This is a genomic window from Leptolyngbya sp. DQ-M1, from assembly GCF_039962505.1.
In the GTDB taxonomy this organism is placed as follows: Bacteria; Cyanobacteriota; Cyanobacteriia; order Leptolyngbyales; family Leptolyngbyaceae; genus Leptolyngbya.
In genome coordinates, this window is sequence record NZ_JAMPLJ010000007.1 from 1 (window position 1) to 15,189 (window position 15,189).

Sequence of the window (15,189 nt, forward strand, 5' to 3'; positions counted from 1 at the left end):
GGCATCGCAAACCCTGCGATCTGTTTTTCAAAGGCGGGAAGGGCTTCGCGGATTGCCGCGATCGCGTACTCTGGCAAGCTCGATCCCAAATCTCCTAAATGCACACCCGGCGCGTAGGACGGCAACACACTGCCAAACTCGCGCGACGGTCGATCGGCAATAAAGTCTCCCACTAATTGCCCTGGAGCCTCATAGGTTCTGCCCCCTAACTCAAACGCCCGCATCTCCAACTGTCGCTGCAAGGCAATCCCGCCTAAAGGACTGCCTGGATAATCTTCGGGCGTAATGCCAACGACAATTCCACTATTGGCATTGCGTTCATTGCGAGAATACTGGCTCATGCCATTCGTGACGACATGACCTGGCTCTGAAGTCGCAGCAACGACCAATCCACCGGGGCACATACAGAAGCTATACACCGATCGCCCATTTTTGGCATGATGCACTAACTTATAATCTGCTGCTCCCAATCGTCGATCGCCTGCATATTGTCCGTATCGGGCGCGATCAATCACGGGCTGCGGATGCTCAATCCGGAACCCGATCGAGAACGGTTTCGGCTCAATATAAACGCCTTGATCGAACAACATCTGGAACGTATCGCGGGCGCTGTGTCCAACCGCTAGCACCACATACCGACCTTCAAGGATTTCTCCACTGTCTAAGCGAACGCCCTGCACCTGCCGATTCTCGATCAAGACCTCTTCGACTCGATTTTGGAAGCGAATCTCACCGCCCAAGGATTCGATCGTGGCTCTCATCTTCTCAACGATTCCCACCAGCTTAAATGTCCCAATATGCGGACGATTCACATACAGGATCTCCGGTGAAGCGCCCGCATTGACGAATTCCGTCAACACTTTCCGCCCATAGTGTTGCGGATCGCGAACTTGGCTGTAGAGTTTGCCATCGGAGAACGTTCCTGCTCCGCCTTCGCCAAACTGGGCATTTGATTCTGGATTAAAGTCGGCTCTCTTTTTCCAAAAGCCAAATGTATCTGCCGTGCGATCTCGGACTTGTTTCCCCCGCTCCAGCAGAATCGGGCGAAATCCCATCTGCGCCAGCATCAGTCCCGCAAACATCCCACAGGGACCCGTGCCAATCACGATCGGGCGCTCTGTAAATCCTTTCGGAGCTTGAGCCACGATCCGATAGCTCATATCTGGTGTCTCTTTCACCCGCCGATCTTTCTTAAACCGTTGCAGCACTCGTTTTTCTTGCTTTATTTCTACGTCCAGAATATAGACCGCAGTAATCTTTTCCCCTCGATTGCGGGCATCATAGCTACGCTTAAAAATGGAATACCCAACCAATTCTTCCGCTGTAAGGTGCAGCATATCGAGAATGGCGCTTTCAATTTCCGCTTCAGTATGATCTAACGGGAGCTTTATTTCACTAAGTCGCAGCATAATCCAGAGTCCAACCGACAAAGTTCAGGATAACGTCTCCGCGACACAACCTATACAACACCGTAGCCGGTGTAGGGGCGCTTACGGCATAGCTCTGCTCGGTCTTCAGATTCACAAGTCTAATCAGCGATACTTCCAACCCCCTTTTCAGCCTGACTGGCGCTGCCATTGTAGTACCAGTCAGGCTGAAAAGGGTCGTTTTGCCACTTTTGCGGATAAATGAGCTATCCATCACTCCAAGGAGACCTTGCCCGGTTTCAAGACTGACTTCCACAATGCTTAAGTTCAATTTCACAAAGTCGAAGGAGTGCTCATACTGCCGTCGATAGGTTTTCTCATTCGAATCGCTGTATCGACTGAGATTGCTAAAGTTCAACCTGCCGCACATCACCACAATCGTCGTGAATAAGGTCACGAGCAGCTTCAATTGCGGTTTGCAAGATGACCCACTTTTGCAAGTTGGCTCTGTACAATTTCCATATGGCTATTCGTCCGGCGCGTTTTTACTTATCAGCACCTTAAGGGACGAATAGTTTTCCTGTCGAGTCTCCCTAAAAACTGTCCGAAGTATTGATTTAGAGCGAAATCTAGTTAAGTTGACGATGCTGGCTAAAGATATAGATAGGAATTGGAATTTAACTGAGCGGTTTCGGCTTCTGGTTGCACCAAGATATTGAACGCCGTTTCTGCAATAAGTTTATGAGCAGCAGTGGTAATGTGAATGCCATCCCAGAATAGAAAATGCTCTGGGGATTGATGATTAAACTGACCGCTGAGATAAGCGTGCTGAGTATTCGTCAAGCCAAACGGGAGGGGATTGGTCATAACGCGCTGATAGAGGTTACAGGCATCCAGTAAAATAATTCGGGCAGCAGGTAATTCCTCCTGAATTCGCTCCAAAGCGCGACATAGATTGAGATTGTGTGCCTTGGACAATGCACTGAGAGCTTCAGCATTATCACGAATGCGTGTGGCGGGAAGTTGTCCCAAATCCGGCAGGTTTGCCACCAGGATTCTTCTACCTCCCAATCTTGCCACTTCAGCGATCGCCCTGGTCAACGCCTCTACGGGTAGGACTGGGTTCGTTTCTCCCTGAAAATAATCGTTTGCACCAATCCAGAAGATATACAGTGCAGATGAGCTTATCTGGACATGGGACTGGAGAAACGACTGCAACTGCACCCCAAGATTGGGAGCGAGCATACTGACCCGGCTTGCGGTTGCTCCACCTCGCGCATAGTTAGTGATATGTTCTGGAGCAATGCCGAACTGCTCTGCCAGATATTCCACCCAGACGCGACCATTAGAAAACCGTCCTTGAAAATAGGGGGGATCTGCCGGATAGGTTCTACCGTTTATCTCAAACAGACTGCCACTATCTGAAAGACTGTCCCCAAAAATATAGAAGTGGTCGATTAGGCTAGGCATTGTTTCTTGAGCTCCTGGTTCTGGGCTGCGGTGGCAGTAACGGCTCGTTTGGCAATCCGATCAGTTAACGCTGGGATGAGAAGCTTAACCCATCGCCCAAATTGGGCACGGTTGGACATCATGAGTTGCCGTCTACGGGAGGCGATCGCTCGGAGCATCTGCGCGACACAGACCTGGGTTGTCATTGCCTTCTGATAGTTCACGGTATGGCTGATATCGTGAGGCTGACCATCTGCCCCAATCACATGACTATGCATTCCCGTCGCTACAATATCAGGAAACAAAACAGTGACGCTCACTCCTGAATTCATCAGTTCAATTCGCAGGGAATCAAAGAATCCCATCATGGCATGTTTGCTGGCAACATAGCCGCTGCGAGTTGGAACCCCATTCAAAGCAGCCACACTGGCAACTGCGGCAACTCGTCCACCCGTCTGTTTAAGAAAGGGTAAGGCGTAGTAGGTACAGTAAGCACTACCCAGATAGTTGATCTGCATCAGGTGTTCCAGCAGATGAATATCTTCAATCTCCTCGACAGTGGAATACATCGTGATGCCCGCATTGTTGATTAAAGTGTCAATGCAACCGTAGGTGACGATCGTTTGCTGAATTAACTGTTGACACTGATGGCGATCGCTGACATCGGCCGGAACAGCCAGTGCCTCACCGCCACGCTCTCGACACCGGGACGCGACTGCTTCTAGCTTTTCAGTTTCCGGGGAAGCCAGCACGAGTCGAGCCTGCTGAACTGCAAGCTGGTAAGCCAGTTCTTCGCCAATGCCGGATGAGGCTCCGGTAATAATCACAACCTGATTTTGAAACGATCGACCAGAAGGACGAACGGAATGAAAAGGTTGGTGAATCATAGTGGTTTTTTGAGACAAATTTGAGGGTTTTGTGCCTCCTGAATCCTCCAATTCTGTGGAACGTTGAAGGGCTTGGAGGCAAAGTTGGAAAGTTCTGGCAGGTCTTGTACTAAGCAATCAGCTCAACAGTCTGGGGCATAGCGTCTATTTGGGGTACAGTGTCCTTTTCCTGGGCAATTCTGGCTTCGTTGGCTTTAAATTCCTCTAGCTGCTGGCTAATCTCACGGCAAACAATTTCGCGGTAGTCCAGAAAGTGTTCAAGCCGGGCACAAACCGCAATAAATTCTGCCAGACGGCTACGCTTGTGACGCATAATGCCGAAGAAGTTTCTCCAGAATAGCCTGCGTGTTTGGCTAACGACACCTTGTCGCCAGAGGATCTTAAACAAAGCCTTGACTTCTAGCCACTGCATTTTCGGTGCGCTGGATTTGTGATTTGGCTCTGCCATCATCAAGTAGTGGCGATATGCCCGATCGAGAAACTTAGCAGGATCATAGAGTTTCCAGAAGGAGTCAATATATTCCTGAGCAATTTCCTCGATGGGGCGAGTGGGAACAAAGTTCATTAGCGTGGTCTGGTTCACATCGCCAGATTGCAGCCGCAACCGTTCTTCTTTTTCCAGGCGATGCCAGAGGGCGGTGTCGGGAAGTGCCTGCAACATACTGAAAAAGGCGATCGGAATACTGGTTTCCTCCACAAATTGAACGATACGATTGCCCGCTCCCGTTTCTTCTCCATCAAAGCCGATGATGAATCCAGACATGACCATTAGCCCAGATTTGATAATGGCAGTCACAGAGTCGTAGAGCGAATTACGAGTATTTTGATGCTTTTTCGTCAGATTCAGACTTTCCTCATCGGGAGTCTCAATTCCCAGGAACACGGCATAGAAATTGCAGGCAACCATCAGATCCATTAGCTCCTGATCTTCTGCCAGGTTGACTGATGCTTCGGTGAAGAACTTGAAGGGATAGCCATGTTCTGCCATCCACACTTTCAGCTCCAGCAATAGCAGTTTGACATTGCGCTTGTTGCCAATAAAGTTATCGTCCACCATAAACACGCGACCCCGCCAGCCCAGCTTATGAAGGGCTTCCAGTTCTAGGATCAGTTGCGACGGCATTTTGGTGCGAGGTTTGCGTCCATACAGCACAATAATGTCGCAAAATTCGCACTGGAAGGGACAGCCCCGTGAGAACTGAACCGCCATCGAATCGTAGGCTGAAAGCTCCAACAGGTCGAAGCGAGGAATGGGGGTTTGGGTGATATCAGGCTTTTCTGTTGCCCGAAATGTTCCTTGAAGCGCGCCCTGTTGCAGTGCCTCCACAAACATGGGAAGGGTAATTTCTCCCTCATCCAGAACCAGGTAATCTGCGCCCATTGCCTTCGCTTCCTGTGGAAGAGCCGTGGGATAGGGTCCACCAACTGCTACAGATTTCCCATGCTGCTTTGCGAGATGAATCTGACGGCAAAAATCCTCCTTCTGCACAATCATGGCAGAAATAATCACCAGATCCGCCCACTCCCACTCCGCCTCCGATACTGGACGCACGTTACAATCCACCAGCTTAAAGTTCCAGTCCTGGGGAAGAATGGCGGCAACCGTAATTAGTCCAAGCGGGGGCATGAGAGCTTTTTTGCCCACTAACTCCAGGGCTTTTTCAAACGACCAGAAACTTTTCGGAAAGAGCGGATATACCAGCAGTACTTTCATTAGAGCCTCATTTTTCCTGAATTAAAAATTAAACAAGATGCTCAGATACAGTTTCATGACCCGTCTGGGATACAACACGCGATCGCGGCTGTTTTTTAGCCTTGCGTTTCATTTCTCGCTTGATCTGATTAACATAGGGATGCCAATCCACTTGCATCGTATGGCGTGGGGAGTCTACATATTGCTGCTTGACGCGCTTTTCTTCGATCTCCATTTCCCGTTTAATTTCCACCGGACTAGGCAATACAACCTCGCCTGCCAAAATGTCAGCAACCCATTTAGACTGCCATTCTGCGATCGGCATAATTGCTCCAATCGGTTGAAATAGTCCGATGAAGTAGAGATTGGGATAGCTGGGATGAATGACCCGCTTGTAGAGTGGCAGATGATTGTTCTCTGGATTGATAAAGTTCTTGTCAAAGAAGGGGAAAGAAATCTGGTAGCCCGTACCGTACACAATCACATCGATCGCTTCTTCTGTGCCATCTTCAAACCGAACGCGATCGCCTGCTAGTTCTTTGACATTGGGCTTCATTTTGACTCTGCCATAGCCCACCATGTTTAATAGATCCGATGTGATCGTGGGATGCTCGCTGAGGAACGGGTGTTTGGGAACAGGGACACCCAATTCAGCCTGGGAACCTCGCGAGAGGAAGAGCAGTATTTGTCCATAAATTCGGCGCATCCACAGGGGCATTGCAAAGAAGAAGGGGGTCAGATAGCTGTCTAGCGGGCGACCTAGCATATACTTCGGTAGGATGTAAGCACTGCGCCGAGTTGATAGAAAAGTCTGATTGGCAATTCGAGCGGTTTCACAGGCAATATCACAAGCAGAATTTCCAATCCCGACCACCAGAATGTTTTTATCTGCCATACCATCCGGCGTTTTGTAATGGTGGGAGTGCATCACCGTACCGGAAAACTCGCCAGGGAAGTTAGGATACTTGGGATGCCAGTGATGTCCGTTCGCCACAATCACAGCTTTATAGGATTCAGTTCGTTCACCTGCATCATTCCGGGTTGTAACGTTATAGGTGCCATCGCTGAGCGGTTCAACTCGAACTACCTCAGTTTTAAAGGTAATTTTGTGGCGGAATCCGAAGTGATCAACATAAGCCTCGAAGTAATTGAGAATTTGGCTGTGTCTCGCATAATCGGGATAGTCATCTGGCATCGGAAAGTCTGAATACTCCATATTCCGCTTCGAGGAGTTGATATGAAGCGATTTATAGGCGGAAGACATCCCGTTATCATTCAGGTAACGCCAGTTGCCACCCACCCCCGAACCTTTTTCAAAGCAGTCGAAGGGAATTCCTTTTTGATGCAAAATCTTGGCTGTAGCAATTCCAGAGGAACCTGCACCAATAATACAAACGCGATCGAGAGTCATAGCTACTTTCTCCTGAGAATAAAAAGGGTTGCAGAGTGGGATTTCTATTTCTGTAAACTTGTTAGAGTGGCAAAGGTCGATCGCTTGCAGAGCTGTTTCCAAGCGTCTCCAATGGGGATCTGATTGTACTGTTCGGGGAAATGCTGCTTCAGCAGTTGGCTCACCAGAGGATAATAATCCGAGTGCATTGATGGGAATAGATGATGCTCTGTGTGATAAGAAAAATTGCTGTGCAGCAGATTAAAGATTGGATGAACGATAACAGACGTTGTGGCGGTCAAGGAATCATTTTCTAGTGTAACTGGATTGAGAAAATGATTGGTTTTAATGTAAACCATGAGAAAAGAAGATGCGAATAGCGGAGGCAAAATACCAATAAAGAAATACCTCCTGAAATCACAGCCTAGGCTTACAAAGAGTAATGCTTGCAGCGCAGTAATAATTCCAAGTTCTCCAATGACTGCAAGCCGCTCCTTCTGCGTGTAGGGCTTTTGATAGGGAACAAAATGATAGGTACTCTTCTCTGTCCAGAAAACTCCAATGATGTTGCGGCTGATATAGCTCACGAAGTGGATCATCTGAATGGGATTAAACAGCCAAGGAAACCGCTTGAATCCTTGAGGATAAAAAACCAAGCTGTAAACTTTTCGCAACCAAGTTTCCTCAAAGTCTAACCAGGGACGATCGGGGTCTTTCAATGTGCCTGTATAGGGGTGGTGCGTCTGGTTATGAACATGAATCCACATTGTTCTTGGAATAAGACTCAAGCCCCATGAGGGCACTTCTAAGCAATCTTTCAATAATCCCTGGGGCAATACGGCACCGTGGCTTAAATTATGAGCAAAGAGGGTTAATCCGGCTGTACTGTGAGCATAGAGCAAGGAAACGAAGACGAGCAAGACTGGGTTTATAGTCGATCGAGCAAGAAAAATACTAGCCACAACAAGAGCAAGCCAAAATAAAAAGTAGAGAACAGAACTTGGCTTGCGTTGAAATGCCTCTTTTGGAAGCAAGGGACGGATCACTCGAATATAGTCAGCATCCGTATGGTGATTGGTAGAGTCAGCTTCAGAAGAAGTTGCTCCAGACGATGAGAAATTTGAAGCTGTATACATGGCTGTAGTCTAGTTCTGGGTAGCACCTATCAACTGGAGAAAAAGAAGGGAGAGGATGTATTGCCCTGTATTGTCCTTTGTTCAAACATCCTCTAGAACTGATCAGCGACTATGATGCTGACTCATGAAGCAGTCGCGTCTGCATAAACTGGAACTTGGGGCTGGAAGGTTTCTACCCGTTCCCAAATCAGGTAGCCTACTTGCTCAATGCCATAAACCATCATTTGAGGCGTGCTGAGGGTAAGACGATCGCCATCCAGATCAACAAAGCGAACCTGATCAATGCCAACCCAGTTCGGGAAGAAACTGATATCAACGTGGTGAATCACTTTGTTATTTTCCAGCTTGTAGCTGCCGCAGTAGGAAATATAGGAATCTGCTGCTGCAATTTTTTCTTCCGGCGTGCCTCCGGCAATATCTCCCGCTAGGAATCGTTGGCGGTTTGCCTTCATAATTGCTACCGACACAAAGCCATTTTCGGTGTAGACGATATAACCTGCGGGATCAGATCCCAAGGGTTGAAACACTCGACCGTCAGTGGTTCGAGTTTCGCAGCTTACCAGTTTCCAGGTTCCAACGATTTGATTAGACATGATTTCCTTTAGGCTATAAGTTGAGAGATGAATTCAGAGATGAGTACAAGCCTTGCACTTGCAAGCTTTTCGGTCAATCAGACCTACTGAAAGCAAATTTGATTCGAGTGTGGGCAGCAAGTCCTACGATCGCCCATTACCCAATGCGCCGCAGAGTGAGACGCAACAGCAGCAGATCGCCAGTCAGAAATCCAAGCAGTGCCAGATAGAGGTAACGTTCGTAGCGCCGGAACACCGCCTCTCCAGCCGCCTGAACTACCTCGGCGCGATGTGCTCTCAGATTCTTCAGCCAAACTTCCAGCGTTTTTACATAATCCAGGCGATCGTTTCTCACCGTGACGATTTCAAAAATGCCTTCTGCGGCTTCTGCAATCTCTGCCAAGCGGGGTGAGTCCGATTCAGGAAAGATTTCTTCGTTGGCGAACTTTGCACCCGGTAGCTTCTGCACTTCTTCCGGTTTGCGCTTTCCGTAAGCAATTGTTTGCAGCGACATCGAACCACCGGGATTCAGCCATCCGTGGCAGCGTTGAAAGAACGATCGATAGACCTCGATTTTTTCTGCACTGGATAGTTCTGGCTTCACAAAATGCTCAAATGCACCAACCGATGTAATGGCATCAAACGGGGCAGTCGGCTCATAGTTCTGCCAGCCTTCCAAATTCACCTCGATCTGAGGATGATTCAGTGAGCGCACCCAGTCTGCCTGTGCTTCACTTAGGGTCAGACCGATCGCCTGTTGAACACCATGTTCATTGACCAATCGCTTGAGGATACCGCCCCAGCCGCAGCCGATATCTAACACCCGCTTTTTCCCTTGCGCTCTTGCCTGTTCGATGTGGTAATCAATTTTGCGGATCTGTGCTTTCTCCAGATTGGTAGTTGGTTCGTTTTCTTCCCAAAGCGCACAGGAATAAACCATCGTAGGGTCAAGCCAGAGTTGATAAAAATCATTGCCGACATCGTAGTGATGCTGGATTGCAGCAGCAGAAGCTCCGGTAGAGGGTGACAGTGTAGAAGTTGCAGCGTTCATAGTTTTGCCTGTGATGCTTGATTGGAACTATTGTTGATTGAATGTTGATTGAACTGATGAATCATCTCAGTTTGCGAATTTAGTCAAGGTTGAGACTGATTGCGGGAGCTAATCCGCAGCAAGGCGTTGAGCCAAAACTTCGATCGACGGAAGATCATACAGGAGGGTAGGATTCAGTTCATGTCCCAATTGGTCTTCCAAATAGCAAATCAAACTAATTGCGGTTGCTGAATCTAAACCGTATTGATCAAAAGCAGCTTTCGTATCAACTTGAGCAGGTTCAATGTCCAACACTTTTGCAACGAAATCGACAATCCAGCCTTGAATAACATCTGCTGTAGGAGATGCTTGAGTAGAAACAGAAACATTAGCTTGCATGGTGATTCTCCTAGAAATGAGGAATTAATTTGAGATCGAATGAGAACCCGTTTGGGTGGGAACTTTCTTGAACCTTTGTTCAAATCTTTTTGGCTTGAATCATGGCTTCTGTGGGAACAGTCACATCCCATGCCAGTCCAGTCATTTCCAGTAGCCGAATTACCCAGTAACCGAGATCAATCTGCCACCAGTCAAGTCCAAACTTTGCGGAGTTCTGGAAAGCGTGGTGGTTGTTATGCCAGGATTCCCCAGCGGTTGGTAACGCTAACCAAATGTTATTCACGCTGCGATCGCTGGTTTGAAAAGGACGCTGCCCCCATAGATGACACACTGAGTTAATGCACCAGGTCGTATGTTGGGCGAAGTAGAGACGAATCACACCTCCTAACCAGAAGCCGTGCCAAGCTCCAATCCAACTTTGCGTAACGATTCCAGTGACGATCGCAGGAAACACCAGCCCTAAAACAATCCAGCTATAGTACCAGCGGCTTACTTTCAGAATTGCCTGATCTCGCAAGAGTTCCGGTGCATAGTAGACAGGATTTGGATATTCGTACTCCCATTTCCAGAACAGATGGGAATACCACAACCCCAGTAACTTATTAGGCGTAGTATGGGGAGAATGGGTATCTTCAGGTTGGTCGCTGAAGCGGTGATGGTGACGATGGTTTGCAACCCAGGACAGAACTGGGCCTTGAGCACTCATCGAACCCAGAATAACTAATAGCTGACGAATGACGGGATGAGCGTTGAAGCTACGGTGGGTAAAGAGCCGATGATAACCAACGGTAATACCTGTGCTAGTCAGAAAACACATTCCAAGAAAAACGATGCTGTCAATCAGAGTTAGCGATTCATGCCACAGTAGAGCGATCGCGATCGTACATCCAATCAGAGGCACGACATCACACAGTAAGAAATGGCGCTTCTGCATCAGTTTGATGTAACTGTTACTGATCAGTCTCTTCTTAAGGGGCGTCTCCTCTGAATCGGGAAAAACTGTAGCTTGCATATTCGGGTTCCTCATCGGCTAACTGCTAAATCTAAACGGGAGCAGGAATTTGAGTTTGAGTGGGCACAACTTCTAGCTTCTGTGCAAGGAAATATTTGCGGCAGGCGAAGCGACGAATCTTACCACTGGAAGTTCTGGGAATACTGCTCGGTTTAATTAGCGTGACGGTGTGAATCTGTAATTCATGCTCTCGTAGGACTGCCTGCCGAATCTGACCCGTCACTTCCTCGATATTGAGATTGCGGAAATGCTGGCGATTCACTTCCTGCACAGCGATTAAGCGTGTCTCACCGTGATGCTCGATCGTAAAGACTGCCCCGCTACCCCCCTTACAAGCTGGATGACTCTGCTGCATCGTTGTTTCAATATCTTGGGGATAGTAGTTGCGCCCTCGAATAATAATCAAGTCTTTCAACCGTCCAGTTATATAGAGTTCTCCGTCTTGCATAAACCCTAAATCACCTGTACGCAAGAAGAAATCTTCACTTTCAAAGAGGGAACCGCGAAAGTAAGCGATCGTTGCTCCAACATTGTTCCAGTATCCCTTAGCAACACTGGCACCAGAAACCCAAATCTCACCAATTTCATTCGGTAGGCAGCGCACTTGCATATCAGGATTCACGACAATGACGTTAAGGTCAGACAGAGGTTGACCACAGCTTACTAAAGTTTGAGTTTTTGTTTCTCCAGCAGGAGCAAGAATGATTTGATTTTGACTCAGAGCATCCTGATCAACAGATTGCATCTTAGGAACAGTTGCCTTATTGCCTCCCGAAACAATCAGCGTTGTTTCTGCCATACCATAGCAGGGATAGAAAGCTTCTCGGCGGAATCCACAAGGCGCGAAGAAATTAGAGAACTGCTCGATCGTTTCTGCCCGCACGGGTTCTGCGCCACTAAATGCCACTTCCCAACGGCTGAGGTCAAGGCTGGCACGCTGTTCTTCGGTCACGCGCTGCATACAAAGGTCATAGGCAAAGTTGGGTCCACCACTGGTGGTTGCTTGATACCGAGAAATTGCCTGAAGCCAGTAAAACGGTCTGTACAAAAAGGTAGTTGGAGACATCAGCACGACAGGGAAATTGGCATACATCGGTTGGAGAATGCCTCCAATCAATCCCATATCGTGGTAGGACGGCAACCAGATTACACCACAGCTCTCAGATGAATGCCCAAATGCCTGATGAATCAGAGATGAGTTGTGCAACAGATTACCCTGAGTAACCATCACGCCCTTAGGAGCTGCTGTTGAGCCAGAGGTATATTGCAGAAACGCGATCGACTCTTTGCTAATTTCCGGCATTCGCCATTCAGACCGCGAGATTTCAGAGAGTCCGTCGGTGGCAATCCATTGCAGATCGTGTAGGTCTTGTAGATTGTTCAATTGCGGTTTTACAATCGACAACACCTGCTGATTCGTCAACGCAAACTTAGGTTGGGCATTCTCAACAATGGCTTGCAGGCGACTGAGTGATCGATTCGGACGAGGTGGGTAGGCAGGAACCGCGATCGCTCCTGCGTACAAACAGCCGAAGAAAGCAGCGATAAAGTCGAGTCCAGGTGGATAGAGTAGAAGCACACGCGCTTGATTAGCGCCCTGACTTTGCAATGCAGCAGCGATCGTTGTTGCTTGCTGATGCAGTTCCAGGTAAGTCAAGCTAGATTGTTCAACTCCAGATTCATCGAGAAAACGGTAGCCAATGCGATCGGGATAACAGGCGGCGCGTTCCTGTAGCAGATCCACAAAAGTTGAGGGTTCGGTCATCATGAGCCAATTCGTAGAGCGGGAGTGAGTGAAGAGGAGGAAGCATTTGAGGCGGTTTCTGAAGTGAAACTGATGGAAGTATCAAGGTTGGATTGTGCCAGTGTCGCTTCGATTTCAGTGGACAGAAAAGGATTGATATTCAACTCAGCTCGAATTTGATCGATCGGCATTTCCCAAAGTTCTTGCCAAGGAATACCAAACAGAGATTTTGCCCGTCTGCCCATAATCCAGCCCCGCACCACGGCTGCCATCAATTCTTCGCAAAGTTCAATCTCGTAAAGCGCGATCTTCAAGAAGTTCTTGGCTAACAGGGCAACCCAGAAACGAGAAGGATAGAACTGTGCTAGCGAGAAAGTTTCAACCTGAAGTTCCCCTGCTTTTGTTGTATCGCTGCCTGTCACGATATGCCAGATGTCATGAGTTTCAGAAACATAGTTGAACAAATAGATGTAATCGTTGGGCGCGGGTTCACGAACCGGAGGAGGCAACAGCCCATTGCGCTTCATGTGTGCCGCATAGAGGTGACCTAATGTATCAGAAGGAAGCTGGAGCAAGGCATCGAGATCAACTGCCCCTAAATAGCGGCGTTCTGCTAATGCCTGTTTTCCTTGAGGCGTGCGAGCAAGGCTTCTGATCATGAGCTGCATACCATGTTCATCCATCAAAGCATCTGCATACTTGCCGATCTGGATGAATGCCCCGTAGGGAGCTTGAACAACCTGCATGAAGCGATAGCCGATGACAAGAGTTTTAAGCTGGTGCTTAAGGGAATTAATGAAGTTCATGCTTTAAAGTTGATAGAGAAGGGAGCAGAGTGCAAATCAGCAGACGAAATTAAACCTGTTCAAACTTAGTAGTTAAGTAGCGATGGAACCTTGTAAGTGAACCTTGAACAGATTTAGAAGAAGTGGTGCATCAATCATCTAAAAAATTTGAGTGAGGATTATTTCGTGGTTGATTTGAATTACATCAGGCAATCGAGGAGAACTAGGGGAGATGCCAACGAAAAGTAGGGAATAATCGGGGAGGAGGATTGCTCCCACTCGCAAATCAAAGGAGACTTTTGATGAAGCACAACTAGTTGGCAAGTCGCACTACTGAACTGCTAGGAGGGATAATACTATGTCATAAGAAGTATTGTCAAATATTGCCAAATGTGATGTACGGGAGGATTACGCTGCATCTTTCCGTTGCTTTAAACGTTGCCTTCGGCTCACGCTGCGGCGTGCCCATGCTCATCAACGCGAATTCCGTCGGTAAATTTCACGCCTTCAATCACCTCCGCCAATTGATTAAATTTCTCGATTCGCAACCATCGCTTCTGATCTGACGGCACCAACTTGAACAGAGCGATAAGATACTGGCTTGGGAAACGCAACCCCTGGTTTTATCGGTTCTCAAACGCACGGTTGCAAAAGTGGATTCAATGGGGTTGGAAATCCGAGTGTGCATTCAATGCTCCGCTGGAAAGTTATAAAATGCCAGCATTGCTTCTCGGTCTTTGATCAAACATTCGATCGTTTTGGGATACTTCACCTCGTAAGTTTCAATGAAACGGTCAAAGGCAATTTCTGCATCTACTTTGGTTGCCGCCAGATAGATATCTTTGAGTGCTTTCTTTGCCTGTGGTTGTTGCGAACTAGGTAGCACATTGAGAATATTCGCCGTTTTATGCACCCAGCACTATTGCACTTGAGTTTGCGGAGAGACTTGATGAATGCTTTCCAAAATCCTAATGCTCCATCGCCAATCGCAAGTTCTGGAGCTTCCTTTAAGCCCTGGTCTTTCAACCGTAACAACAAGCTTTTCCAGTTCAACTCAGCTTCTCGAAATCCGATTTCGAGCCCAAGCAGTTCTTTATGTCCCGTATCCGTCGCCTCAATCAGCACCAAAATACACTGTCAGTTATCTTCGGCTCGGATGTTAAAGTAGACCTCACCTGCCCAGACGAACACATAACACTTCCCTTTGAGGCTGCGGTTTTGCTAGTTTTGATGTTCGTCCACCCACTTTGCCTTCAGACGACTGATAGTACTCGATGGCAATTCAGTCGCATTCACCCCTAACAATAAACTCAATGCCTCTTCAAAATCTCCAGTCGAGATACCTTTGAGGCACAACCACGGCAAGACTTCCTCAAATGAGCGGGAGCGCTTCAAGTAGGGCGGTAACAAGCTCGAATTGAACTTAATTCCGCTCTGGCTTCTATCGCGCACTTTTGGCACTTGCACGGCAACTCCTCCGACTCCGGTGGTGATAGTGCGCTTTGGTAGATGCCCATTTCGCATCACAGCTTTGCGCCCTTGTTCATCGCATAAATGCTGATACTGATCCAGAAAGGTTTGCAGTCCTGCTTCGACCACTTGAGCAATGATTTGTTGTGCGCCCTGCCGAATCAATGCTATGAGTGCATCTGTGAATGTTTTTTGTTGTCGCTGGTGTTTTTAACTCAATCAAGTTATGGTTGTTCATGATGTATTCTTCGCCTG

The 15,189-nt window shown here is 47.9% G+C and carries 12 protein-coding genes and 1 pseudogene; all 13 read right to left on the reverse strand.

Annotated features, from left to right (window positions below; translation table 11 throughout):
- Positions 1 to 1,409: FAD-dependent protein (locus NC981_RS19755; RefSeq protein WP_348244504.1), on the reverse strand; the 1,409-nt coding region annotated here is incomplete at its 3' end.
- Positions 1,410 to 2,018: 609 nt separating this feature from the next.
- Entirely contained in the window at positions 2,019 to 2,837 is an 819-nt protein-coding gene (locus NC981_RS19760) for an SGNH/GDSL hydrolase family protein (protein ID WP_348244505.1), read from the reverse strand.
- Positions 2,825 to 3,703 (reverse strand): SDR family oxidoreductase, encoded by an 879-nt coding sequence (locus NC981_RS19765; RefSeq protein ID WP_348244506.1) that lies wholly within the window; start codon positions 3,701 to 3,703, stop codon positions 2,825 to 2,827. The genes NC981_RS19760 and NC981_RS19765 overlap by 13 nt, the downstream gene beginning before the upstream one ends.
- Positions 3,704 to 3,812: 109 nt before the next feature.
- Positions 3,813 to 5,417, reverse strand: a complete 1,605-nt coding sequence (locus NC981_RS19770; protein WP_348244507.1) for a DUF4070 domain-containing protein — start codon at positions 5,415 to 5,417, stop codon at positions 3,813 to 3,815.
- Positions 5,418 to 5,445: 28 nt separating this feature from the next.
- Complete coding sequence (locus NC981_RS19775) at positions 5,446 to 6,807, reverse strand: NAD(P)-binding domain-containing protein (protein ID WP_348244508.1); 1,362 nt, start codon at positions 6,805 to 6,807, stop codon at positions 5,446 to 5,448.
- A 44-nt stretch (positions 6,808 to 6,851) separates the two neighbouring features.
- Positions 6,852 to 7,922, reverse strand: coding sequence for a fatty acid desaturase (locus NC981_RS19780; protein WP_348244509.1), 1,071 nt, complete (start codon positions 7,920 to 7,922; stop codon positions 6,852 to 6,854).
- Between the two features lie 122 nt (positions 7,923 to 8,044).
- A complete protein-coding gene (locus tag NC981_RS19785; protein WP_348244510.1) occupies positions 8,045 to 8,515 on the reverse strand; it encodes a lipocalin-like domain-containing protein in 471 nt (156 codons plus the stop codon).
- A 136-nt stretch (positions 8,516 to 8,651) separates the two neighbouring features.
- On the reverse strand, positions 8,652 to 9,545 hold the full coding sequence (locus NC981_RS19790) for a cyclopropane-fatty-acyl-phospholipid synthase family protein (protein ID WP_348244511.1): 894 nt from the start codon (positions 9,543 to 9,545) through the stop codon (positions 8,652 to 8,654).
- 108 nt (positions 9,546 to 9,653) lie between these two features.
- Positions 9,654 to 9,923: an acyl carrier protein gene (locus NC981_RS19795; protein ID WP_348244512.1), complete on the reverse strand. Its 270-nt coding sequence runs from the start codon at positions 9,921 to 9,923 to the stop codon at positions 9,654 to 9,656.
- 79 nt (positions 9,924 to 10,002) lie between these two features.
- Entirely contained in the window at positions 10,003 to 10,857 is an 855-nt protein-coding gene (locus NC981_RS19800; RefSeq protein ID WP_348244513.1) for an acyl-CoA desaturase, read from the reverse strand.
- Between the two features lie 109 nt (positions 10,858 to 10,966).
- Positions 10,967 to 12,703 (reverse strand): fatty acyl-AMP ligase, encoded by a 1,737-nt coding sequence (locus tag NC981_RS19805; protein ID WP_348244514.1) that lies wholly within the window; start codon positions 12,701 to 12,703, stop codon positions 10,967 to 10,969.
- Positions 12,700 to 13,485, reverse strand: coding sequence for a Coq4 family protein (locus NC981_RS19810; protein WP_348244515.1), 786 nt, complete (start codon positions 13,483 to 13,485; stop codon positions 12,700 to 12,702). The genes NC981_RS19805 and NC981_RS19810 overlap by 4 nt, the downstream gene beginning before the upstream one ends.
- Positions 13,486 to 13,913: 428 nt before the next feature.
- Positions 13,914 to 15,172 (reverse strand): annotated as a pseudogene (locus tag NC981_RS19815) (IS256 family transposase).
- Between the last annotated feature and the right edge of the window lie 17 nt (positions 15,173 to 15,189).

Bases quoted from the DNA above. Each gene is read 5' to 3' on its own strand.
- NC981_RS19760 (WP_348244505.1), bottom strand. From the start codon at position 2,837: ATGCCTAGCCTAATCGACCACTTCTATATTTTTGGGGACAGTCTTTCA.
- NC981_RS19765 (WP_348244506.1), bottom strand. From the start codon at position 3,703: ATGATTCACCAACCTTTTCATTCCGTTCGTCCTTCTGGTCGATCGTTT.
- NC981_RS19770 (WP_348244507.1), bottom strand. From the start codon at position 5,417: ATGAAAGTACTGCTGGTATATCCGCTCTTTCCGAAAAGTTTCTGGTCG.
- NC981_RS19775 (WP_348244508.1), bottom strand. From the start codon at position 6,807: ATGACTCTCGATCGCGTTTGTATTATTGGTGCAGGTTCCTCTGGAATT.
- NC981_RS19780 (WP_348244509.1), bottom strand. From the start codon at position 7,922: ATGTATACAGCTTCAAATTTCTCATCGTCTGGAGCAACTTCTTCTGAA.
- NC981_RS19785 (WP_348244510.1), bottom strand. From the start codon at position 8,515: ATGTCTAATCAAATCGTTGGAACCTGGAAACTGGTAAGCTGCGAAACT.
- NC981_RS19790 (WP_348244511.1), bottom strand. From the start codon at position 9,545: ATGAACGCTGCAACTTCTACACTGTCACCCTCTACCGGAGCTTCTGCT.
- NC981_RS19795 (WP_348244512.1), bottom strand. From the start codon at position 9,923: ATGCAAGCTAATGTTTCTGTTTCTACTCAAGCATCTCCTACAGCAGAT.
- NC981_RS19800 (WP_348244513.1), bottom strand. From the start codon at position 10,857: ATGCAGAAGCGCCATTTCTTACTGTGTGATGTCGTGCCTCTGATTGGA.
- NC981_RS19805 (WP_348244514.1), bottom strand. From the start codon at position 12,703: ATGATGACCGAACCCTCAACTTTTGTGGATCTGCTACAGGAACGCGCC.
- NC981_RS19810 (WP_348244515.1), bottom strand. From the start codon at position 13,485: ATGAACTTCATTAATTCCCTTAAGCACCAGCTTAAAACTCTTGTCATC.